Below are 21796 nucleotides of genomic sequence, written 5' to 3'. Positions count from 1 at the left end.
GAAAAATGAGAGTTATATCTGGAAAAGCACGGGGACACAGGCTGAAGCCCCCACAAGGAATGGATGTCCGACCCACCTCTGATCGGGTAAAAGAGTCGATTTTTAATATCATTCAAAACTACATAATAGATAGTACTGTGGTAGACTTGTTCGCAGGAACTGGAAATTTAGGTATAGAGTCCTTATCAAGGGGGGCTCAACGGGCCTATTTTGTCGACCAAAGCAGGAAAAGTGTCGAAACTATAAAATATAATTTAGAGAAGACCCGTTTAATTTCCTCTGCAGAGATTATTTCATCCGATATATCCAGTGGAATTAAACGTATAGCCCATAAGAAGGTACAGGCTGACCTTATTTTTATGGACCCACCCTATGGTAAAGGGCTAATCAACTCAACCTTAAGTTTAATCGTATCGACCAATCTATTAAAGCCTTCGGGACTGATTGTAGTGGAGCATGATAAAAATGATGAGGAAATTTTAGTTGATACAGAAGAATTGACTTGCATCCGAAAAAACAATTACGGAAATACAAGTATTTCCTTTTACCAATTAAGGGAGGAAACAACAAAATGAAGGTAGGAATATACCCAGGAAGCTTTGACCCCATTACAAATGGACATTTAGACATTATTCAGAGGGCTTCTAACATATGTGATGAAGTAGTCGTATCTGTATTAATGAACCCAAGTAAAAATCCGTTGTTTAGTCTAGAGGAACGGGTAGAGTTAATTAAGGAAGTGGTAAAGCCCTTCCCAAATGTAAAGGTGGATTGCTTTTCAGGATTATTGGTGGATTATTTGAAGGCCAAGGATGCTAAAATCATTATTAAGGGATTGAGGGCAGTCTCGGATTTCGAGTATGAATTTCAAATGGCATTAATGAATCGGAAGTTAGCCCCAGATATTGAAACAATCTTTTTAATGACCAGTAGCAAAAATTCATATTTAAGCTCTAGCATCGTAAAGGAAGTTGCTAAATTTGGTGGCTGTATTGAAGGATTGGTACCAGACCTTATAAGAAAAGCTATTTTCAAGAAGCTTTAATGGTGAGTTTGAGGAACTGATAAGGGGGATTTATATGAAGGTTTTAAGTTTATTAGAGGAATTAGAAGATATAGTTGAAAGCGGCTCCTCGATTCCCTTTGCCCAAAAGGTTTTAGTGGATAGAGGCGAAGTCCTAGAATTAATTAAAGAAATTAGAATCCTGCTACCGGATGAGGTGAAGCAGGCCCAATGGATTAAAGAAGAACGCCAAAAGATATTAGTGGAGGCTCAGCAGGAGGCTGATATGATCCTTGAGGAAGCCAACAAACATATTAGAGAAATGGTAAATGAGGACGAGATTACAAGGAATGCCCATATTCAGGCGGAGGAAATCATCGCCCAGGCCCAAAACAACGCCAAAGAACTGCGTCTTGGAGCTAGGGAGTATGCCGATGAATTATTGGCATCAGCAGAAGAATCTTTATCAAAGTTGGTTCAAACAGTAAAGAGCAATAGAAATGAATTAAGGGGTATGAAATAAAGCGAAACCCAGCCCTTGTGGATGAAATCATCCCAAAGGGCTGGGTTTTGTATTCTTAGCGTTTTCTTTTAAACCATTGACTAAGGGAGAGCAGTAGTGATAAAAATATGGAGGTTACTAAAAGAACGATAACGATTACCACGAAAATCTCCAAGGAGAATTTTAAGGTATTGTAAAACTGTTGTGGATAGGTAAGATTTAAAAGATATTGTTGATGAAATACAGGTCTTGAAAATGGTAGAAAATTTGAGGCAAAGGGATAAAGTAAATAAACGATAGCAGCTGCAAATATTCCATGGAGCAACTTAGCCCCCATATATAGGGTAGTATTGATATCGGTAGCGCCAATAATACTTATGCATTGGGCATGGATAGAAAATCCACTCCATGCCATTATAAAGGCCGTAACAGCCATCTTGGTCAGCACTGTGGAATGAATATTCTCCACCACCATTTTACTACCGATGGTAATCTCAAAAAAACCCACCATCAAAGATTGAATCATACTCAAACTCATATTAAGTGGTTTTAGGAGTATGTAAAAGAAATAGGAAAACACCTCTACGATACCTACTTCATTTAAGATATTAATAATAACAGAAAACATAATAATAAATCCCCCCACCATCAACATGGTGTTGAAGGATTCTCTTACAGCATTTCCCATTAATAGACCAAAGGGAGGGTTTTGTTTCCTACTAATGGCAAGCTGTCGAAAGGCTTGACGGATTCTATTTTTTTCTCTAGGAACTGGTACTGTGGAGGTAGCAGACCTTTTGTAAAAGGCAAACACTAAACCTACGGAGATGGCAGCTATATAGTGGGTAATGGCAAGATAATAGCCGATTTCTTTTGACTTGAACATCCCAACCCCTACAGCCCCCATGAGAAATAGTGGACCAGAAGTGCTACAAAAAGCAACTAGCCGTTGGGCCTCCACAAGGGTGATTTGATTATCGAGACGTAACTTGCTGATGATTTTCGCCCCCACTGGATAGCCAGAGGTGACACTCATTGTAAAGGCAAAAGATCCTTCACCTGGAACGTTAAATAAAGGTCGCATCAAGGGCTCCAATAGAACCCCAATAAATTTTACAACCCCAAGTCCGATTAATAGCTCTGCCCCTACAAAGAAGGGGAGTAGGGCAGGTAGAACGATGGTGACCCAAGTTATAAGCCCTTCGTAGGCGGATTTAACTGATTGTTCTGGGTATAAAACGATGGTTAAAACAAAAAAGAAGACCACAAATACAGCTAAGTAAGTGTTGAGATAGTATTTTATTTTGCTTTTCACAGGCATAGTATTCCTCCAGTTTTAAGGTTTGTAGTTTTTTCTTATTTAATGTATATTTAATTGATTAATTAGATATTCTATTCCCGTGGATTCTTAAGTTGACTAAAATAATTTTTGATTTAAAGAGAGGGGTTTGGTTATACTAAATACATGGGGTTTAGGCTTTGAAATAATAAAAATGTTGACAGTGGTCATTTAGTTGATATAATAAAATTATTGAATTTATACTTTATAGCCATTTACATAGATTCCATATACCAACAAACAAACTAATATTAAGGGTGATATAATGTTTATAGATCAGGCGGTAATAAATCTAAAGGCAGGAAAAGGTGGAGACGGCTCTGTCGCCTTTAGAAAAGAAAAATATGTTCCAGCCGGTGGACCAGCCGGTGGAGATGGTGGAAAAGGCGGAGATGTGGTATTTGTAGTGGATGAAGGTTTAAGAACCCTGATGGATTTTCGTTACAAAAAGCATTACGCTGCACAACATGGTGAAGACGGCAAGAACAAGAAAATGTTTGGTGCAGATGGAAAAGACCTTGTACTAAAAGTACCCCCAGGAACAATCATCAAGGATGAAAAGACTGGTGAAATCCTTGCTGACTTAACAGAGCATGGGGAAAGAAAAGTGATTGCCAGAGGTGGAAAAGGTGGAAAAGGAAATGTACACTTTAAGACTGCCACTAGACAGGCTCCCCGTTTCGCCATTGCGGGAGAACAAGGACAATCCCTTACAGTTGTAATGGAGCTAAAATTAATTGCCGATGTAGGATTAATCGGCTTCCCCAACGTAGGAAAGTCTACTTTCTTATCGGTGGTTACCAGTGCAACACCAAAGATTGCAGACTATCATTTCACTACATTAACACCAAACTTAGGAATGGTTAAGACAAAGTTCGGTGATAGCTTTGTATTGGCTGATATTCCAGGGCTTATTGAAGGTGCCCATGAGGGGATTGGACTAGGTCATGAATTCCTTCGTCATGTAGAAAGAACGAAGGTATTAATCCATGTATTGGATGTAGCATCTGTGGAGGGAAGAGATCCTTTAGAGGATTTTGAAAAAATTAACCAAGAACTAAAACTCTATAGTGAAAAACTAGCAGAGAAACCTCAAATTGTAGCGGCTAACAAGACTGACCTTCCAGGAGCCGAAGAAAACTACGAAAGAGTTAAGAAGGAATTGGAGTCAATAGGGGTTCAAGTATTTCCCATTTCCGCTGCCACCAATAAAGGCTTAGACGAGCTACTTGCTTTTGTGTCTCAGAGACTAAAAGAAGCTGAAGAAGAAGAAAGACAAGCTATTATTGAGGGTGTAGAAGAGGAAAAAGTATATAAATTTAATCCAGAAGAAGAAAAATTATTTACAATTAGAAGAGAAAATAATACCTTTATTGTAGAAGGCAAGTTTGTGGAAAGACTAGTTTACTCTACGAACTTTGATGATATGGATTCATTAGCCTACTTCCAAAAAGTCTTAAGAAAGCGGGGAATCATCGATGAGCTAAAAGAGCTGGGAATTAATGATGGTGATTTAGTAAAAATTGATGAGATTGAGTTTGAGTACTATGATTAAAGAGACGGGGGTCTAGAAGTAAGTATGAACTGTATAAACTGTGAAAACTGCAAAGTAAATGCCAAAACCTATTTTTGTTTAGCTAAAAATGATTTTGTAATTAGTGAGCAATCAACAAGTGTTGAGAAGATTCGTACAGGTTGGAAGAAGGGTGTTAAAGAATATGAGGTTCATCGCAGAAAGAGCAGGAAAGAAGTAGAGGTATAAGAAAAGGAGCAGATCAATGTTAACTGGAAAGCAACGAAGTTTTTTAAGAGGTTTAGCAAACAAGGAAAAGCCAATTACTCAAATCGGTAAAGCTGGTTTGACGGTAAGTTTTTTAGAACAATTGGACTTAGCTTTAGAGTCAAGGGAGCTTGTTAAGGTAACGATCCTAGAGACGGCTTTATTAGATACTAAAGATACAGCCAATGAAGCAGCAGAACTACTAAAGGCTGAATACGTTCAAGCTATTGGAAATAAATTTGTTCTATTTAGAAGATCAAAAAATAATCCTAGAATTGAATTACCAAGACCTAAAAAATAAGAACTAGTGAGAAATCACTAGTTTTTTTTATAACGGATAGGAAAGTTCTACATTTAATTAATATAAATGTATAGACCAAACTTTTTCTATCGTCTAACTGCAAAAATATGAAGTTTTTTTTACGTAAAATTTTTATATTTATGCAAAATAGTATATAATGTAATAACAGGACAACATGGTAAGATTTACGAAGGAGGAAAACAAGATGAAGGTACTAGTACTAATTTTGACCCTAGCTGTATGTATATGGGTTGTAATGAGCCAAGGAAAGCGCCGAGAGAAAAGAATCCATAATAAAATTAAATCTATGGGTGGAAAGGTTATTACAATAGAGAGAAGCACTTTTCTTGCAGGAACAGGCCCCTTTAAAGTAGTGAGTAAAGGGCGTGTGGTATATAGAGTAGTATATACCATAGACGGTGAAGAAAAGGAAGGCTGGGCTCGTTTTGGTGGAATACTTGGGGCCGATTGGCGACTGTAAAATAACATATAAAATATAAAATTACTTACTTAATGCAGTTTTAATGGTCTTCAAAAAACTCTCTTATGGCTTGATTAACTTAAACTATAAGAGAGTTTTTTGTGTCCTGTTGATGATACATATCTTCTGGGTCGCTTCAAAGAACTAGCATGTAATATGTTATATAATGGGTATTGAAAGCAAATCAAAGGAGGGAATAAAATGCAAGGCTTAATGGGACCCGATTGGAGGTTGTAGAAAAAAGAACATTATAGGGTGGTAAGATGTGGTTTTCATGCTCTGGTTTGCTACCTCCTAAATGAACAGCTAAAAAAATCATAGTATATTAGAGGAATAAGGTTTTAATCGTTAAAGCAAGTTACAACTAAAATGATAATATTGTAAAGTAGAGATCCAATGATTCAACCTTTTGAATTAATGGGTCTTTTTTCTTATTTATAATCTGCAAAATAATATAAAATCCGACGAAAAAATAAAGGAGTTTCGGAAAAAATATAGAATAAAAGTATTTATTGTAACTGATTGTGGATAGATAAGTAAAAGGATTTGATTTTAAATATGTATAAAATAGGAGAAGTTCAATGGTTATAGAAAAGTTTATATTTATTAACTATGGTCTATTAATTATCCTTATCAGTATGTCACTATATACTGATTGGAAAACAAATAAAATAAAAAATGTTATTGTATATCCCTTCATGGTAGTGGGACTGATATTAAATCTAGTTGTAGGGGGATGGATAGGTGGTCTTCAGTCTTTCTATGGAATAGGTATTCCTATTGTCTTATTACTCATTTTCTATATAGTAGGGGCAATGGGGGCGGGGGATTTAAAACTTTTTGCCGCCATTGGCGCTTTGATGGGGAAAGATTTTGTTTTGAAAACCATGGTAGTTTCTTTTATTAGTGGGGGTTTTATTGCACTGGGGCTAATGATCATCAGAAAAAATGGAAGGCAGAGACTTAAGTATTTAATCAACTATATATGCATGACAATAATAAGTGGAAAAATTAATGGCTATACCCAAATCAAAAAAGATAGGGATGGAAAATTTCCCTTTGCAGTAGCCATATTTACAGGCGTGATGATTATGATTTTCTTGAAGCCCTTGTAAGACGGGGCAAAAAAGAAATGAATAAGCAATAGATGAAAATGAGCAATTGAGAGAAAATAAGCAAGAGAGCAAGAGGGAAATATTTGAGTAATTGAAGTAAATCTGCAATAGGAGGGTGAAGAAGTGAGGTTAAAACTGTTAATTGCAGACCCAGACCAACGGTACTTGGGGGCTTTGGAACAATATTTTTCGGTGAATCAGCAGGAACGATTTTATTTAGGTTTCTTTTCAAAACAGGAGTATTTACTGGATTATCTAAAGAAAAATCCTCAGGAAGTAGACATTTTATTGGTAAATAGTGGTTTTTACACAGAGGATTTAAATCATTTGGGGATAAAAAAAATTTTCCTATTATCGGAGGGATTGGTTCAAGTAGAGTCAAGTCAGCTTCCTTTGATTAAGAAATTTCAATCCTGTGATGCTTTGATTTCAAAAATTATGGATGCATTTGTAGAGGAGGAGATCCACAGTGGATTCTCCGAAACAAATAATCAAACGGTAGGGAAGTCAGAAGGATGTAAAATTTTTTCCATATACTCTCCCATGGGAGGGGTAGGAAAGACTACTGTTGCTGTTGCTACGGGCACCCTGTTGGCGCAAATGGGGAAAAAGGTATTGTATTTAAATCTTGAGGGGATCTCTTCCCAGTATATATATTTTCAACAAGGGAGTGAGTACAGTCTTTCAAATATTTTTTATTTGACAAAGAATAGGAATAAAAACCTTACCTTAAAGTTGGAATCTATGGTGATGAAGGATTATGCCACCCAGATTCATTATATAGCACCCCTTGATAGTCCATTGGAACTGGAGGAAATTGAGCCAAAGGATATTGAGTATCTTTTAACAGAACTTGAGGGTAGTCGTATGTATGACTATATCATATTGGATTTATCGAGTAATTTTGACTCCAACAATCTTAAATTTATGACAATGTCTCATAAAGTTATGATGATTCTAAATCATGATCCCATCGCAAGAACAAAAGGAGATCAGCTTTTAGAACAAATCAATAGGACGCCACAGGTGAAAGATAAGTTGTTGGACAAAATTATTTGGATTATGAACTGTAGCATGGTGGATGATGGCGATGACTTAGTGGAGGAAATTCAGATAGATGTTGAAGAGAAGTTTATCAAATTTAACTTGCCTGAAAGTCGCGAAAGTTGGGTTAAACGTGATGGTAAATTGGTGCTAAATAGCAGTAGCCCATTGGCAAAGGCTGTTTTGGATATGTTAAATACTTTGGAAATATAGGAAATATAGGAAATAAAAGAATCGTTAAAGGGAGATTTTTATGGAAACAGCAGAATTAAAGGAATTAATAGAAAAGATTAAAGCCGAAATCAAAGAGAATATGGATTATATGAAGGACCCTACTGATGAAGAAATTGAGGAGCTTATCGAAACCTCTGTCTTTAATCATTCTAAAGAACGCTACTTAAAGATTTCAGAAAAACAATCCATTATAGAGTCGGTATTCAATTCCATGAGACGTTTGGATATTCTTCAACCTCTCTTGGAGGATGAATCCATCACAGAGATTATGATTAATGGCCCTCGGGATATATTTATTGAAAGAGGTGGAAAAAGCCAACGGCTAGAACAACAGTTTACCGATGAAAAAAAGCTGGAGGATGTTATCCAATCCATCGTTGCAAAGGTCAATAGAGTAGTCAATGAGGCTTCACCAATTGTAGATGCAAGGCTACAAAATGGTGCTAGAATCAATGCGGTATTACCCCCCGTTGCACTGAATGGCCCGATCCTTACGATTAGAAAATTCCCAGAAAACCCAATCACCATCCAGCAGTTGGTGGAGATGGGATCCCTGACGGAGGAGGCTGCCATATTTCTACAAAGAATGGTGGAGGCAAGGTACAATGTTTTCATTAGTGGAGGGACAGGTTCGGGAAAGACCACCTTTTTAAATGTTTTATCAAATTTCATTCCTAGGGATGAACGGATTATTACCATAGAGGATTCGGCAGAGCTTCAAATAAAAGGGGTTGAAAACTTAGTAAAACTGGAGACCCGTACCGCCAATGTTGAAGGGAAAAATGGTATTCCTATGAGGGAATTGATTAAAACCGCCCTAAGGATGCGACCTGATCGGATTATTGTTGGAGAAGTAAGGGGTACTGAGGCTATTGATATGCTTCAAGCAATGAATACAGGTCACGACGGTTCCCTATCAACTGGTCATGCCAACTCCACAAAGGATATGCTTAGTCGATTGGAAACCATGGTTCTAAGTGGAACCCCTCTACCCCTAGAGGCTATCAGGCAACAGATTGCCAGTGGAATAGATATTATTGTTCATCTTGCCAGAATCAGAGACAAGTCAAGACGGGTGATGGAAATTACCGAGGTTGTTGATTTTCAAAAAGGAAAAATTCGTCTCAATCCATTATTTGAATTTGAAGAAATCGGTGAAGATGTTCAAAAGAGGGTCATTGGAAGTTTAAAAAGAAGTGAAAACCAACTATCGAATACCTTGAAGCTAAAATTAGCCGGTATAAAGTTGGATTCCAGTGAAAGGGATTAGGTGGCGTTATGATTATAAGATGGATTTTAATAATAATAGGAATCTTAGCTCTAGGGGGGATCATCCTACTTCAGATTGCCGATAAGAAATCGACTAAAGGCGGAAAATATTTTGTTGATTCTATGATTTCAAAAGGAAGGCAACTCTTCAGTAAAAGCAAGGGAGTAAAAGAGGTAAAAAAAGCAGTCGAGCAAGGTAAGGATGATGATCATAAAGTAGCTAAAGCCTATAGGGAAACTGTTCCTAATAGTTGGCTTTACGATTATAACCAATACCCTATGGGGCAGAGGGAGAGGTTAATCTATCTGTCATTGGCGGTGGTGGTGCTATATATCATTGGCTACATATTTTATCAGAGTTGGGTTGGAGCCTTCCTACTGACTCCTGTTGCTTTATTCTATCCTTCCTACAAGAGAAGGGACAAAATTGAACTACAGAAAAAGCAACTAAATCTAGAATTCAAGGAGGCACTTTATGTCATCACATCCTCTTTATCGGTGGGGAAATCTCTAGAGATGGCAATACGGGATGGGGTAAAGGAGTTAGAACTTTTGTATCCATATAACGACACCTATATTGTCGAGGAGTTGCAATATATCGTCAGAAAAATAGAAATGAATGTGACGGTGGAGGAGGCTTTTTTGGATTTTGCCAAAAGAAGCCACAGTGAGGATATACAAAATTTTGTTGAAGTATTGATGATTTGCAAAAGAACAGGTGGCAACTTAGTGGAGGTGATGAAGAACACCTCAAAGATGATCACTGATAAGATAGAGTTTCAACAGGAGTTAGATCTGATGCTTTCCAAACGAAAATTCGAGCAAAAAATTTTAAATATCATTCCAGTGGTGATGGTATCGGTATTGACGTGGAGTGCCCCAGACTATATGGCTCCTGTATTTAATAGCATGACAGGAAAAATTGTCATGACGGTGGCTATACTCCTCTTTGGGATTTCCATGGTAATTACAAGAAAAATTGTCAGGATTGAGGTGTAGCGATGGTTTTAAAAGTTTGGCTTGTTATGAATTTAGTAGTATTAATCCTACTCTATTTTCTGTCAAAAGGGAAGTATGAAGACATATTTAATCAGTTGGATGAAAAAATTTACCCCTTAAAACGATTTTTAGGGATGGGGCATTACTTAATGAAGCAAATAGATTATCAATATAATACGGGCTATGACCAAAGGATGATTTTATTGTTTAATCAGATTCATGGGGGAAAGGAAGGTAGGGAGTATATAGAGGTCCACTGGGCAAATCAAGTTACATTGACGCTATTAGTGGTTTTATTGTTTGCATTCTTTGCAGTGATTCTGGAGGAGATTAGTACAGAGTTTATATTTTTTTCGATTCTAGCCATCGTAGGCGTTATATTTGCTTTGAATAACGAAGTGCAGCAGCAGTTTAAGAAAAGGCAGTTGGAGATTAAATTGGACTTTACTGTGTTTTTGAGTAGACTGATTTTACTGATGAATGCTGGACTTAATGTTTCAAAGGCATGGGAACGAATCGTAGCAGAACAGGTGAGGGACCGACCCCTGTACAAAGAACTAAGGGTGACAATCCATGAAATAAGAAATGGAAAATCTGAAGAGGAGGCCTATGAGGACTTTGCAAATCGATGTAGGAATCCAGAAATTTTTAAATTTGTTTCTTTAATCATTCAAAATCTGAAAAAGGGAAATGAAGAAACCATTTCAATGCTTAGGTTACTGACTACTGAATGTTGGGAGTCCAGAAAAAACACGGCAAAGGTATTGGGGGAAGAGGCATCTACTAAATTATTAATCCCCATGATGATTATGTTTGCTGCCATCCTTTTAATCGTAATGACACCAGCGGTTTTAGCATTGAGGATGATGTAGTACTAAAAATATTTAAGAATGTTTATATCAATTATCGTTTAAGGTTTTAAAGCTATTGATTTTAATTTCGAGAAGGGAGGGAGAGGCATGTTAAAGAAAATCAAAGGATTCCTAGTGGAGGAAGGTGGATTAGGTACTGTAGAATTGGTACTATTGGTTGCTGTTTTAGTGGGTTTAGCTCTCATATTCAAAACTGCTATAGCTGAATTTGTAAGAGATGTACTAGGTAAAATTAAAGGAAATGAAATAGATCCACAAAAAATCTAATAAAGGCAATCAAAACAGGGGGGATACACTTTATTTTATCTTCCCCTTCTTAAAGGATGTTGAGAGAATGAAAAGTGACATGGACTCATATTTCAATTTATATGAAGAGGAATCAATGGATACTCCAAAGGAAGAAAGGGGAAGTATGACGGTGGAATTGGCGTTGATTTTTCCCTTTATCATCCTAACAATACTTTCTGTCATTTATATGGTGGTGATTATGTATCAGTACGCCCATCTCCAATCTTTGGTTAATACCACTGCAGAGGGGGTGGCAATCGGCTGGGGAAGAATCAGCTCCTACGATGAGATCACTCCACTACTAGATTCAGGTTCTATTGGTGATGACGAAATTAAAACTCCCCTCTATTGGCGATTAACCTTGCTGGTGGATACCGCTACTAAGGAGAAGAAGGTAGCGGATTATCTTGCTAAAAAGATAAGTGAAAAATCTGTATTAGGATTGAAGGAGAGTAATGTGAAGGTGGTATACAAGGATTTAATCATCTATAGGGAAGTAAATATTTCGTTGGCAGTAAAATATAACATTCCGCTTCCTTTGGTGGGGGGCTTAAATATATTAGGAAATCAATACACTGTAGAGGTAGATTCAAAATCCATCGTGAAGGATTCTGCTGAGTTTATAAGAAATGTTGATTTGGCCACAAATTTAATGGATGACTTTGAGTTAACAAAAGCAATAAAGGAACAATATAACGAAAATATAAATTTGATAAAGGAGAAAATCGGTGATTTACTTCAATCGCAATAAGCAAGATGAAAAAGACTACTTTGGAGAAAAGGGAACCATCACAGTCTTTTTAAGTATAACCCTATTGGTCGTCATTACCCTTACAGGTATGCTGGTGGATGGTGCCAGAATCCGTACAGGGGATGCAACCATGAAACGGGTGGCTTCTACGGCTCTTATTTCTACCCTATCCCACTATGACCAGACCCTAAAAAAGGAATATGGATTATTTGCATTGGCAATGCCCCAAGGGGAGATGGAGGCCTTTGTTAAGGAATATATGAATAAAGGTTTAAGACCAACAGATTTCTTGGAGGGCCCAGTTCTAAAGTCCAAAGCAGATTATTGGGATCTTTATCAATTTAATATAGAAAAGCTACAGGTCACCCCCCGATATTCTTTGGAGGAGGATGTTGTCCTTAGGCAGCAAATACTGGAACATATGAAATATAGAGGGCCTAAAATTCTAGTGGAGGAGTTCTATGAAAAAATCAAAGCCATGTCCACTGTAGAGGAAAATGCTACTTTACTAAAGGAGAAAATTGAAATTGAAAGGGAACTAAACGACCTAGCCCATATGGAAAAGGAATTGTTAGTTGAAATACAAAAGGCAAAGAGATTTAATCATCAACAGTACAAGCAATTGGGGGAAGGAATCGGGACAGATGTGGTTACTATTGTGGCTTTGCAAGGTGAAAAACATCAGCTTTTAAAAGAATTACAGCATCAACATGGGTTGCTGGCGAATGTTCCACCAGAGGATAAAAAGCAGTTGGAAGACTCAATAGCAGGAATAGGAGCTGGTATCGCAGCCCTGCAGGAAAAAATCAGTAATGCTGATCAACAACTGACAAGTCAGATAACACAGATTACCAGCAAACTAAAGGGCCACATGGAGGCAAATGCTAAAATACAACAGTTGGCTGGTCAAATAGAAGAAAAAATGCTTGCTATCAAAAGTAAGATTGAGGCTCTGGAAGGGACAAATGTTGATATAGCCACCATGAAAAAGGAATTGGACAAATACAGAAAAGCCATTGAAGAATACAGCATTGGGGATTTGGTGGAGGTGAGTGGAGCAAATTATCAAAGTCTTCGGGAAGCCCTCCTGCTGATTAATCAGATTAACTCCACTGTGGCTTATCGAAGAAATGAAAATTACGCCAGTGGTGAGGTCGGTGAAATCAATGGTAAAGTTAAGGATTACAATATTAAAATTAATCAGTATAACAATGACCTGACTTATTATAAGTGGCAACTGGAACCTGAAGAAGAAAAGGAGGCCAGGGAAGCGGATGAAAGGAAGAAGGCTGCAAGGGAAGCCAATGATCTATTGAGCACAAAGGAAAAGGATAGTATTGTAATTCCTCAAAAACTACAAGATATTTTACCATCCAAAGGGATGGAAGGGAAGTTCAATTTTTCACCAATAGAGTTTGATTATGAACCTAAGGATTTGGGATATAGTGATGAAAGCTTCAACATGATTTCAACCATTCTGGGGGGAGCAGAGGCACTGGGGGAAGGGATTCGTAATGAGATTTACATCAATGAATATATACTAGATGTATTTAATAATTACGTTAATCAGGAGAAAAAGCAACGGACTGCTTTTTTTAATTCAGAGGTGGAATATATCCTCTATGGAAATCCCTCTCAGCAGGAAAATATCACTGCTGTAAAAAGAGATCTGATCATGATGAGGTTTGTAGTCAATCTTCTTTATGTATATAGTGACCCAAAACTGGTGGAGAGCGCCACCATTTTAGCAACAAGCTTGGCAGCACCCATTGGACCAGCGGCAATGCCATTGATTAAGACATTAATATTATGTGGCTATGCCATGAATTACTCTGTTGAAGATGTCAACCAACTGTTAAAGGGGGAGGCTGTCAATTTTTATAGGGGAAAAGAAGCTTTGAAGTTAATTTATGAGGATTACGTAAGGTTCCTATTGCTTAGACCAGGCTATAGCCATTCTACAAAAATTAATCGTGTAAAGGATTTGATTCAGCTGAATCTTCAAAAGAACCCTATTTATGGAGAAAAGTACCTAATCAAGCAATCTAATACCTTTGTCGATTTGAAAGTTCAATATTCCATGAAGGTGCTTTTTTGGGGCAAGAAGGATAGACAAGCCCATTATAAAATGGAGCTCATGCAGGGGTATTAGGAAAAATATAAGAATTCGACTAAAGTAGTAGATTGTACAGTGAGGAGCTACAGGATGATAAAAGGTTTATTTAGTTTTAAAGGACTTAATAAATTAAGGTTTTTTAAAAGTCTTAAGGTCTTCACAAGGGTTAGAGGCACCAGCTCCAAAGGGTCTATAACAGTAGAGGCAGCAATTGTTTTGCCGATTTTTATCTGTGCAGTGATGACAATTGGGATCTTCAGCAGGCTTTACTACCTCAATGAAATCATGCATCATGCCTTGACGGAAACCGCCCATGAACTATCAAATATTAGTTACCTCTATCATGCCAGTGGGATTTATGGTATACAAAAAGATTTAGATGATAAGCTTGGAAATTATGCGAATATGAACTCCGATAATGCAGTGGAGGATACAGTCTATGTTGTAGCGGCCCATATTTATGATGAGGGGAAAGTTCATTTTGGAAATATGATTGTGAAGGAGCTTTCAAAGAAATATTTTATTACTTCCAAAAACCCCAGTGTAGATTTAAGATTAAAAAGGCTAAATATAGTAGAGGGTTGGGAGGGATTGGACTTCAGTAGGTCCAGTTACCTTACTGATAATCAAGACATAGATATTGTGGTCTCTTATAGAGTTGACTTGCCATTACCTTTTGAGTTTATTAATGAAATCCCCATTCTTCAACGGGTAACTTTACGGGCGTGGATGGGGGGCTCTTTACCTACAGATTTTAATAAGTCTGCGACAATAGGGGATGAACTGTTTCCAGCAGGACTGGTGGATGAAATTGTAGTGGCTGGCTTTGATGTTTGGGGACTTTCTGTATTTAAACGGGGGAGGGCAATAAAAGGGCTTTTAGGAAGCAATTTAGACGTGGATTTCCCCATTATTGATAAACTGGAGAATCAGCAAGTCACGGCCATACGAAGCCATGATACCCGTCTTGCCAGTAATCAAGGAAGGAAATTCTTTTATCAGCTGACTGCGGAAATTCGGGAGCTGGAGGATTTCACTGATCGAACCTATAAGGGAACTAAGGTAGGGCCAGGGGATTATAATGGAAAGCTATTAAATATTGTTATTCCCTATGAAAAATTATCAGAAGAACAAGTGAAGCATATGGAAGATGCAAAAAAATATGCAGCCGATAGAAGTATTACCATCAAAGTGACTGTTGTAAAGTAGGATTATGGGATGGAAGTTGCAAATTAAACTGATGAGGAGGTGGGGTATGAATTGGTCTTTAGTTTCCTATGGAATATTGATAATTTTTTTAGGAGTAGTTGCCTATTACGATTTCAAAAGCTTTATCATTCCCAACAAACTCCTACTAGCTGGAGGGTTAATAGGATTACTATTATTTTTCTTCAACAAAGATTTATCCATTACCTCTGTTTTATTGGGGGTAACAGTGGTTGGGGGATTGGCACTGGCGATTGCACATCTAACAAAGGGAGGGTTAGGGCTAGGGGATGTAAAACTTTTAGCATGTCTTGCAATGTATGTTGGTTTGTGGAGATTATTAAATATTGTACTGATTTCCTCCATTTTAAGTGGAATGATTGGTCTAGTACTTTTAGTGTTTGGAAGGGTCAGTAAAAAGACAGTGATACCCTTTGCCCCCTTTATATTTGTCAGCACTATCCTAGTTTTTTTTCTACAATAAACCAACATATAGAGTGGGTATAGATAAAACTAAACTAAAGGAAGGGAGTAACCTATGGAAAAGGAAGCAAAATTACCCTATGAAGTCACTTTTGAAAGTGATGTGAGGGGGAGTTATTTAGTATTAAAGGTCAATCAAGAGGATGACTTATATGGTTACCAAGTGGAGATGATGTTGAGCAATAATATACCTTCTCTCCTAGAGTTTAATTTAAGACAAAAAGATATTTATAGGTATTTGTACTATAACATAACCTCAAAGCTCAAACTGAGTAATCTACTGGAAAGGCGAAAATTAAAAAAAATAGAGTTATTGGAGATATTAATAGAAATTCTACAGGGAATTTTAGCAGGAACTAATTTTCTACTAAATTATGATGGGTATTGCATTCAAGAGGAATATATATTTATTCACCCAGAGACCCTACAGATTAGCCTGCTATATATACCCTCGCCTATGAAGGGTGGGGACTTGGGACAGGAGCTTGGACGATTAATCAATCGTCTTATCGTTGCAGTAGATCCCAATGAAGAGTCAAGTGACAACCTACTTTTAAAAATTCTATACTTGTTAAACCTACAGACTTTTACTTTAGAAGGTTTCTTGGTATCCTTAAGGGAACTAAAGGGGGAAGTGTTGAGGGAAAGCACAATAGGCACAAAAACTCGTTCTAAAGAGCCTCAAGAGCAACTCCCCTCAAATAAGCTGTCACAGTATCCACCGAAGAATCATATGCCCTTTGAAGAAGGAAAAATAGTGATTAAAAAAGATAATAAGGCTTGTAAAGAATACAAAGCTAATAAAGATACCACTCTAAAAGAAAAAAAGGGATTGAAAAAAGAGACGGTGGTATCCAAGGCAAAACAAGCTGCAAAGGAAATGGACTACACCAATAGGACTAAATTAATGATTCTTTTATCAGAAACCTTGATTCTAATTACAGTGGGATTGATTTTTCTTGAGACAACTATTCTGAAAAATCCTGCTACAGGGCAGGTTGATGTAGCATCGCTTATGGGGGTATTTATTTTGGTGTCGGTAATAAACTATCTTCTCTTCAAAAAAGTTTTCCTTAAGGAAAGGATTACAGTTGTAAAAGAAGTGGAAACAGTGAAAGATCATCCACCAAATTCAAAACAAGTAAAAGGTTTTAAAGAAAATACTGCTTACCCAAAAAAAGGAACCTATGCCGGAAATCTAGATACAGTATTATTGGTGTCCAGTAACGGAAGACCCAACTTAATCAGTGTTCAAGGTGGGATCAAGGAAAAGAAGCCAATTAATGGAGATTTATTTATAGTGGGAAAATTGAAGGAACAGGTGGATTATGTAGTGCCTAAAAAAACTGTAAGTAGAGTCCATGCTGAAATTCGTCATGTAGATGGTGGATACTTTCTCAAAGACCTTAACTCCCGTAATGGTACATATTTGAATGGAGAAAGGATTCAAAGTAATATTGATTTCCTTTTAAAGGATGAAGACAGAGTCACTTTTGCAGATGCTGAATACATATTTTCATTTGAGGAAAATAGTCGCTAACGGTTATTGCCAAGGAAATACAAGTTTTAAATGTGATATCATAAGATAGAAGGATAGCCCTAATCCTGTAGGAGTACTTTTTGCAGGCTTAGGGCTTCATATTGTCTATTGAGAAAAATTTAGATATCATGTAATTGATCTCTGATAATTTTAGAGATTAATTACTTTCATTTTATATTTTACTAGGTAATAAATGGTGTTTTTTCAGTAGCAAGTAATACCAATGCACAAGTAAGTAGGCGAAAAGGTAAGAAAGAAACGTTAGTCCAAAACTCCAACTATTTTTATAGACGACAAAACCAAGATAAACCCACACAGTCTCCATTAGGGTAGTGACACCAGTAAAGGTTAAAAGAACTAAATAACTTGGTGTTCCTTTTAGTTCTAGCGTATAAATATAGATAGAGCCCAAAATTCCGAACAGGCCAATATTCATTGGCAGGGTTGAGAGGGAACCATATTTTAGAGGAGTTGAATGCCAAAATCCATAAAAATAACCAAAACTATTGAAAACATAGGATACTATACTGGCAAAAGGTGTAATAAGTAACATAATGTAGGCTTTCCTTTTATATAAATAAATCCCCGCAATCCAAGGAAGAATAAAGCCTATCAACCAATTATAAATGTTAACATCAATCATTTGCTCATCAACCTTCCTTAATAATAGATTTTACTAGTTGTTAAGTACAAGTTGTGCCGTATATTAAAAATATTCTGTTAGCTATATAGATATCTTGCCCCATGAAACAATGTTTATCCTGTTTAATTGATAATGTTCGACAAAAAAGTCATTTTAGTATATAATTGATACGATTTGATTCTTTATTGAAATATAGTATAATATAGCAACTAGCACTGATAAAAAGAGGTATAAATATGAAGATATTGAAAAAAGGTGAAGTTAGCCAAATCAAGAGAATAGGAATCTTAGGAGGGACTTTTGATCCCATCCACAATGGTCATTTATTTATCGCAGAAATGGCACTTGAGGACCTTCAATTGGATGAGGTTGTTTTTATTCCAAACAGAAGGTCTCCCCACAAACTGGGTGTTCAAGTTACCGAAGCCTATCATCGGCTCATTATGACGGAGATTGCCACAATCGATAATGGAAAATTTACTGTTACGCCTATGGAAATCCAGAGGGAGGGACCATCTTATACAATAGACACAATACACCAACTACACAAAGAATTTCCTGAAAATGCATCCTTCTACTTTATTACAGGGTCAGATGTTTTGATGGATATTCAGTTATGGCGGGGTTACCGGGAGCTGTTTCAATTAATTAAATTCGCCGTGGTAACCAGGGGAGGATTTAATAATACAGAGCTGGAGGATAAAATTCTCTATTTAAAGAATCAATATGGCGCAGAGATTTTAAAGATTAAAATACCAAACCTTGAAATTTCTTCTACAGATATTAGAAAAAGGACAAATGAAGGAAAGTCTATTAAGTATCTAGTACCAGAGGGCATAGGTGCATATATTAGAAAACATGGACTGTATCTTTCACAAGAGGAGTGATGACATGAAGAAGGAACTAGTAGAGCATATAAAGGAAAAGTTGAAGGAAGTAATTAATCAAAAGAGATATATTCATACTTTAGGAGTGGTGGATGCGGCTGTTTATTTAGCCGAAAAGTATGGAGCAGATCTACATGAAGCGGAGATTGCAGCCCTCCTTCATGATTATGCGAAGGACTTTACTGAGGAACAATTAAAGGGTTATATAAAAAAGCATGGACTTGAGGTGGATGAGGTTCTAATGGAGGCATATCAGTTACTCCATGGTAAGGTTGCTGCCCATATTGCTAGGGTGGAATTTAATATCCACAATGAAAATATATTAAAGGCTGTGGAAAATCACACAACAGGTGCAGCCAATATGGGAAAACTTGAAAGAATTATTTATTTGGCAGACTTTATCGAGGTGGGGAGAAATTACCAAGGGGTAGATGAACTCAGGCTGTTGGCAGAGGAGAATTTAGACAGGGCTGTGTTGCAGGCATTCAATAATACGATCCATTATGTTTTAAGTATTGGAAAGCTCCTTCATCCAAATACAATCCACGGAAGGAATGAACTCCTTCAACAAGTGAAAGACCTACGAGGTGACTTATGGCAAAAATAGATAAAAAGAGAGTAATAGGTAGCCCAAAACGATTTAGCATTTTTCTTCTGTTGATCGTACTTATGTTTTTTGCAGGGGGGGCCTTTGCAAATTTAATTAAGGCTGGAGGGTTTAATGGAGAAGAAACTTTATTCAAAAATCCATTTGTAAAGGATGAGCGTTTAAATATCCTTGTTTTTGGCGTGGATGCCCCAGATAAGGAAAGTATTAAGGGGACAAGGTCAGACTCCATCATGCTTTTGTGTGTGAATTCATCAGGGAAAAATCCCGTATTAATATCAATTCCAAGGGATACTAGAGTAGAAATTCCCGGAAGAAGGTATCACGAAAAAATTAACCATGCCCATGCTTACGGAGAAGAGGAACTTCTAGAGGAGACGATGGAAAAACTATTTAATATAGATATAGACTATTATGTAAGGGTGAATTATAAAGCTGTTGAAGAGGTGGTAGATGCATTGGGGGGTGTAGAGGTGGATGTCCCTATGGATATGCAATACACCGATAGACGGTCAACCCCACCATTGAGCATCAACATTAAAAAGGGATTACAAACCCTCAATGGACAAGAGGCAGTTAATTTCATGCGTTATAGAAAAGGGTATGCAAATCAAGACTTAGGAAGAATTGAAGCCCAACAACAGTTTGTTAGCGCCTTAAAGGATAAAGTACTTTCCCCCTCCGTCATTACTAAGATTCCAAAGCTGATTGATATTTTCTATGATAATGTAAATACCAACATTCCTAAGACAAAATTAGTTTCACTAGGCTCAAAGGCTGTAGGGCTTCAAGGGGAAGATATTGTAAGATTAACATTACCAGGAACTTCTAAATATATTAATGGCATCTCCTATTATCTACCGGACGAAGAACAACTAAAGCAAATTAGAAATGCCCATCTATTAGATGAAGCAGAATATGTACCAACTGTTGAGGTGTTAAATGGATGTGGTAAAGCGGGAATAGCCTCTACCTACAAAGAGAAAATTGAAGCATCAAATATCCAATTGGAGGAAGTTATGGTAGGCAACTATACGACTTCGGATGTTAGTACTTCCTTTATCGAGTATAGTGGTAAAGCTGAGAAAAAGGCGAAGGAGATAGCAAAACTTTTAGGAATCAAAAAAGTAACTAAATATGAAGGTGATGTTGCTAGTGCTGAGATCCGAGTTATTATAGGAGAAGACTTGGATAAGTAATTATATACGTCTCCCCATGAATATATTTCTACTTAATCAATATATTTATATCAATGAGACAATTAAAACAATGATGATTGATTTTGATTGGATTTTGATTTAATAAATTGCTAGGAGGATTTTATGGGAATTTTAGGGATAGTTTTGCTATTTTCTTTGGGCTTGTTTATTATTATTAAAGGCGGAGACTGGTTTGTTGTATCGGCAGTATGGTTGGCAAAAGTAACGGGGATTCCCAATGTCTTGATTGGGGCCACTATTGTTAGTATTGCCACTACACTGCCGGAACTTTTGGTTTCATCCATTGCCACCCATCAAGAATTTTACGATGTTGCCATAGGCAATGTTGTGGGGTCTATGGTATGTAATATTGGTTTGATTTTAGGTCTGACAGCAATTCTATCTCCTATACAAATCCAAAGGCGTAGTTTTACAGTTAAAAGTTCATTTATGCTGCTCACCTGTGGGGTCTTGTATTACTTGGCGTTTAATAGAATCATCTCATCGGGAGAAGGGAATGTTTTTCTAATTCTATTCGGTATTTATATAGCAATGAACATTATGGAATTCAGTGGCAGAGGGAAGAAAAATCATGAGTTCCAAGGGATGGGGTATGACAGAAGCAACTCCCTCCATTATATTGGGAGGTTTGTGTTAGGGGCAATCTTTATTACCCTAGGAGCTAGATTGCTGGTGAATAACGGTGTTGCTTTAGCTGGGATTATCGGTATTCCTGAACAGGTGGTTAGTTTGACCTTGATTGCCTTGGGGACTTCATTGCCAGAACTGACAACAGCCATCACTGCAGTGGTGAAAAAGCAGCAGGGGATTTCGGTGGGGAATATTATCGGTGCCAATGTTCTTAATATGGTCATGGTATTGGGGGTATGCTCCAAGCTGGCTTCAGAAGGGATTGTTATTAGCTATCAAAATATAATGATGGGGGCTACAATTTTCAACATTCCCCAGACTTTATACTTAGATTTACCCATAACCCTGTTAATGATGGTTATAATAACAATAGGTGGTTTTTTAACAGGTAAAATAAGCCGAGGATTGGGTTTTGGAATTTTCGGTATATATTGCATATATTTATTTACTTTGGTAAGATTATTTATGTAAAGACATAGGAGGAGT

24 protein-coding genes are annotated in these 21796 nt (G+C 37.1%); 22 read left to right on the top strand and 2 right to left on the bottom strand.

What is annotated here, in order from left to right:
* Positions 1 to 5 precede the first annotated feature (5 nt).
* Genes rsmD through JOC73_RS11805 form a run of 3 tightly spaced genes read left to right on the top strand, consistent with a single transcriptional unit; the run spans position 6 to position 1526 of the window.
* Complete coding sequence (rsmD, locus tag JOC73_RS11815) at positions 6 to 575, top strand: 16S rRNA (guanine(966)-N(2))-methyltransferase RsmD (RefSeq protein WP_204403480.1); 570 nt, start codon at positions 6 to 8, stop codon at positions 573 to 575.
* On the top strand, positions 572 to 1045 hold the full coding sequence (gene coaD, locus JOC73_RS11810; protein WP_204403478.1) for a pantetheine-phosphate adenylyltransferase: 474 nt from the start codon (positions 572 to 574) through the stop codon (positions 1043 to 1045). The genes rsmD and coaD overlap by 4 nt, the downstream gene beginning before the upstream one ends.
* Before the next feature lie 34 nt (positions 1046 to 1079).
* The gene (locus JOC73_RS11805; protein WP_204403476.1) at positions 1080 to 1526 is read left to right on the top strand and encodes an ATPase; all 447 of its coding nucleotides are present in this window, start codon (positions 1080 to 1082) and stop codon (positions 1524 to 1526) included.
* Positions 1527 to 1581: 55 nt separating this feature from the next.
* Here JOC73_RS11805 and ylbJ read toward each other — a convergent pair whose 3' ends face one another.
* A complete protein-coding gene (gene ylbJ, locus JOC73_RS11800; RefSeq protein ID WP_207755105.1) occupies positions 1582 to 2826 on the bottom strand; it encodes a sporulation integral membrane protein YlbJ in 1245 nt (414 codons plus the stop codon).
* Between the two features lie 283 nt (positions 2827 to 3109).
* On the opposite strand from ylbJ, the gene obgE reads away from it, so the two are divergent.
* The 15 genes from obgE (at position 3110) to JOC73_RS11725 (ending at position 17323) form a co-directional block, all read left to right on the top strand.
* Entirely contained in the window at positions 3110 to 4399 is a 1290-nt protein-coding gene (obgE, locus tag JOC73_RS11795; RefSeq protein WP_204403475.1) for a GTPase ObgE, read from the top strand.
* Positions 4400 to 4423: 24 nt separating this feature from the next.
* On the top strand, positions 4424 to 4606 hold the full coding sequence (locus JOC73_RS11790; RefSeq protein ID WP_204403473.1) for a hypothetical protein: 183 nt from the start codon (positions 4424 to 4426) through the stop codon (positions 4604 to 4606).
* Positions 4607 to 4622: 16 nt separating this feature from the next.
* Positions 4623 to 4925, top strand: coding sequence for a YhbY family RNA-binding protein (locus JOC73_RS11785; RefSeq protein WP_204403471.1), 303 nt, complete (start codon positions 4623 to 4625; stop codon positions 4923 to 4925).
* A gap of 205 nt (positions 4926 to 5130) precedes the next feature.
* Entirely contained in the window at positions 5131 to 5406 is a 276-nt protein-coding gene (locus JOC73_RS11780; RefSeq protein WP_204403470.1) for a hypothetical protein, read from the top strand.
* A gap of 581 nt (positions 5407 to 5987) precedes the next feature.
* Positions 5988 to 6521, top strand: coding sequence for an A24 family peptidase (locus tag JOC73_RS11775; protein WP_204403468.1), 534 nt, complete (start codon positions 5988 to 5990; stop codon positions 6519 to 6521).
* 123 nt (positions 6522 to 6644) lie between these two features.
* Positions 6645 to 7778 carry an AAA family ATPase gene (locus JOC73_RS15165; RefSeq protein ID WP_204403466.1) on the top strand — a complete coding sequence of 378 codons (1134 nt, stop codon included), beginning with the start codon at positions 6645 to 6647 and terminating at the stop codon, positions 7776 to 7778.
* Positions 7779 to 7818: 40 nt separating this feature from the next.
* Positions 7819 to 9069, top strand: a complete 1251-nt coding sequence (locus JOC73_RS11765; protein ID WP_204403464.1) for a CpaF family protein — start codon at positions 7819 to 7821, stop codon at positions 9067 to 9069.
* Positions 9070 to 9077: 8 nt separating this feature from the next.
* Positions 9078 to 10067 (top strand): type II secretion system F family protein, encoded by a 990-nt coding sequence (locus JOC73_RS11760; RefSeq protein WP_204403462.1) that lies wholly within the window; start codon positions 9078 to 9080, stop codon positions 10065 to 10067.
* A gap of 26 nt (positions 10068 to 10093) precedes the next feature.
* On the top strand, positions 10094 to 10939 hold the full coding sequence (locus tag JOC73_RS11755; RefSeq protein WP_204403460.1) for a type II secretion system F family protein: 846 nt from the start codon (positions 10094 to 10096) through the stop codon (positions 10937 to 10939).
* Between the two features lie 87 nt (positions 10940 to 11026).
* Positions 11027 to 11206, top strand: a complete 180-nt coding sequence (locus tag JOC73_RS11750) for a Flp1 family type IVb pilin (RefSeq protein ID WP_204403458.1) — start codon at positions 11027 to 11029, stop codon at positions 11204 to 11206.
* A gap of 67 nt (positions 11207 to 11273) precedes the next feature.
* The gene (locus JOC73_RS11745) at positions 11274 to 11978 is read left to right on the top strand and encodes a TadE/TadG family type IV pilus assembly protein (RefSeq protein ID WP_204403455.1); all 705 of its coding nucleotides are present in this window, start codon (positions 11274 to 11276) and stop codon (positions 11976 to 11978) included.
* Complete coding sequence (locus tag JOC73_RS15425) at positions 11956 to 14130, top strand: DUF5702 domain-containing protein (protein WP_204403453.1); 2175 nt, start codon at positions 11956 to 11958, stop codon at positions 14128 to 14130. The genes JOC73_RS11745 and JOC73_RS15425 overlap by 23 nt, the downstream gene beginning before the upstream one ends.
* Positions 14131 to 14184: 54 nt before the next feature.
* Entirely contained in the window at positions 14185 to 15303 is a 1119-nt protein-coding gene (locus JOC73_RS11735) for a TadE/TadG family type IV pilus assembly protein (protein WP_204403451.1), read from the top strand.
* A 46-nt stretch (positions 15304 to 15349) separates the two neighbouring features.
* On the top strand, positions 15350 to 15784 hold the full coding sequence (locus JOC73_RS11730) for a prepilin peptidase (protein WP_204403449.1): 435 nt from the start codon (positions 15350 to 15352) through the stop codon (positions 15782 to 15784).
* A gap of 54 nt (positions 15785 to 15838) precedes the next feature.
* Positions 15839 to 17323, top strand: coding sequence for a DUF6382 domain-containing protein (locus tag JOC73_RS11725; protein ID WP_204403447.1), 1485 nt, complete (start codon positions 15839 to 15841; stop codon positions 17321 to 17323).
* Between the two features lie 172 nt (positions 17324 to 17495).
* Here the strand turns inward: JOC73_RS11725 and JOC73_RS11720 are convergent, their stop codons facing one another.
* Entirely contained in the window at positions 17496 to 17966 is a 471-nt protein-coding gene (locus JOC73_RS11720) for a hypothetical protein (RefSeq protein WP_204403445.1), read from the bottom strand.
* Between the two features lie 236 nt (positions 17967 to 18202).
* Between JOC73_RS11720 and nadD the strand changes: the two genes are divergently transcribed.
* From nadD to JOC73_RS11700, 4 genes are all read left to right on the top strand, one after another.
* Positions 18203 to 18853 carry a nicotinate-nucleotide adenylyltransferase gene (gene nadD / locus JOC73_RS11715; protein WP_204403443.1) on the top strand — a complete coding sequence of 217 codons (651 nt, stop codon included), beginning with the start codon at positions 18203 to 18205 and terminating at the stop codon, positions 18851 to 18853.
* A 4-nt stretch (positions 18854 to 18857) separates the two neighbouring features.
* Positions 18858 to 19460 carry a bis(5'-nucleosyl)-tetraphosphatase (symmetrical) YqeK gene (gene yqeK, locus JOC73_RS11710; protein ID WP_204403441.1) on the top strand — a complete coding sequence of 201 codons (603 nt, stop codon included), beginning with the start codon at positions 18858 to 18860 and terminating at the stop codon, positions 19458 to 19460.
* Positions 19448 to 20659 (top strand): LCP family protein, encoded by a 1212-nt coding sequence (locus JOC73_RS11705; protein ID WP_204403438.1) that lies wholly within the window; start codon positions 19448 to 19450, stop codon positions 20657 to 20659. The genes yqeK and JOC73_RS11705 overlap by 13 nt, the downstream gene beginning before the upstream one ends.
* Before the next feature lie 123 nt (positions 20660 to 20782).
* Complete coding sequence (locus JOC73_RS11700; protein ID WP_204403436.1) at positions 20783 to 21781, top strand: calcium/sodium antiporter; 999 nt, start codon at positions 20783 to 20785, stop codon at positions 21779 to 21781.
* The last annotated feature ends 15 nt before the right edge of the window (positions 21782 to 21796 follow it).

Source organism: Alkaliphilus hydrothermalis (genome assembly GCF_016908555.1).
Taxonomy (GTDB): domain Bacteria; phylum Bacillota; class Clostridia; order Peptostreptococcales; family Natronincolaceae; genus Alkaliphilus; species Alkaliphilus hydrothermalis.
Note: the sequence above shows the minus strand (reverse complement) of the source record. Positions and strands in the feature narration are given on the sequence as shown.

Coding starts and splice junctions, on each gene's coding strand:
- rsmD (WP_204403480.1), top strand. CDS start 6: ATGAGAGTTATATCTGGAAAAGCACGGGGACACAGGCTGAAGCCCCCA.
- coaD (WP_204403478.1), top strand. CDS start 572: ATGAAGGTAGGAATATACCCAGGAAGCTTTGACCCCATTACAAATGGA.
- JOC73_RS11805 (WP_204403476.1), top strand. CDS start 1,080: ATGAAGGTTTTAAGTTTATTAGAGGAATTAGAAGATATAGTTGAAAGC.
- ylbJ (WP_207755105.1), bottom strand. CDS start 2,826: ATGCCTGTGAAAAGCAAAATAAAATACTATCTCAACACTTACTTAGCT.
- obgE (WP_204403475.1), top strand. CDS start 3,110: ATGTTTATAGATCAGGCGGTAATAAATCTAAAGGCAGGAAAAGGTGGA.
- JOC73_RS11790 (WP_204403473.1), top strand. CDS start 4,424: ATGAACTGTATAAACTGTGAAAACTGCAAAGTAAATGCCAAAACCTAT.
- JOC73_RS11785 (WP_204403471.1), top strand. CDS start 4,623: ATGTTAACTGGAAAGCAACGAAGTTTTTTAAGAGGTTTAGCAAACAAG.
- JOC73_RS11780 (WP_204403470.1), top strand. CDS start 5,131: ATGAAGGTACTAGTACTAATTTTGACCCTAGCTGTATGTATATGGGTT.
- JOC73_RS11775 (WP_204403468.1), top strand. CDS start 5,988: ATGGTTATAGAAAAGTTTATATTTATTAACTATGGTCTATTAATTATC.
- JOC73_RS11765 (WP_204403464.1), top strand. CDS start 7,819: ATGGAAACAGCAGAATTAAAGGAATTAATAGAAAAGATTAAAGCCGAA.
- JOC73_RS11760 (WP_204403462.1), top strand. CDS start 9,078: ATGATTATAAGATGGATTTTAATAATAATAGGAATCTTAGCTCTAGGG.
- JOC73_RS11755 (WP_204403460.1), top strand. CDS start 10,094: ATGAATTTAGTAGTATTAATCCTACTCTATTTTCTGTCAAAAGGGAAG.
- JOC73_RS11750 (WP_204403458.1), top strand. CDS start 11,027: ATGTTAAAGAAAATCAAAGGATTCCTAGTGGAGGAAGGTGGATTAGGT.
- JOC73_RS11745 (WP_204403455.1), top strand. CDS start 11,274: ATGAAAAGTGACATGGACTCATATTTCAATTTATATGAAGAGGAATCA.
- JOC73_RS11735 (WP_204403451.1), top strand. CDS start 14,185: ATGATAAAAGGTTTATTTAGTTTTAAAGGACTTAATAAATTAAGGTTT.
- JOC73_RS11730 (WP_204403449.1), top strand. CDS start 15,350: ATGAATTGGTCTTTAGTTTCCTATGGAATATTGATAATTTTTTTAGGA.
- JOC73_RS11725 (WP_204403447.1), top strand. CDS start 15,839: ATGGAAAAGGAAGCAAAATTACCCTATGAAGTCACTTTTGAAAGTGAT.
- JOC73_RS11720 (WP_204403445.1), bottom strand. CDS start 17,966: ATGATTGATGTTAACATTTATAATTGGTTGATAGGCTTTATTCTTCCT.
- nadD (WP_204403443.1), top strand. CDS start 18,203: ATGAAGATATTGAAAAAAGGTGAAGTTAGCCAAATCAAGAGAATAGGA.
- yqeK (WP_204403441.1), top strand. CDS start 18,858: ATGAAGAAGGAACTAGTAGAGCATATAAAGGAAAAGTTGAAGGAAGTA.
- JOC73_RS11705 (WP_204403438.1), top strand. CDS start 19,448: ATGGCAAAAATAGATAAAAAGAGAGTAATAGGTAGCCCAAAACGATTT.
- JOC73_RS11700 (WP_204403436.1), top strand. CDS start 20,783: ATGGGAATTTTAGGGATAGTTTTGCTATTTTCTTTGGGCTTGTTTATT.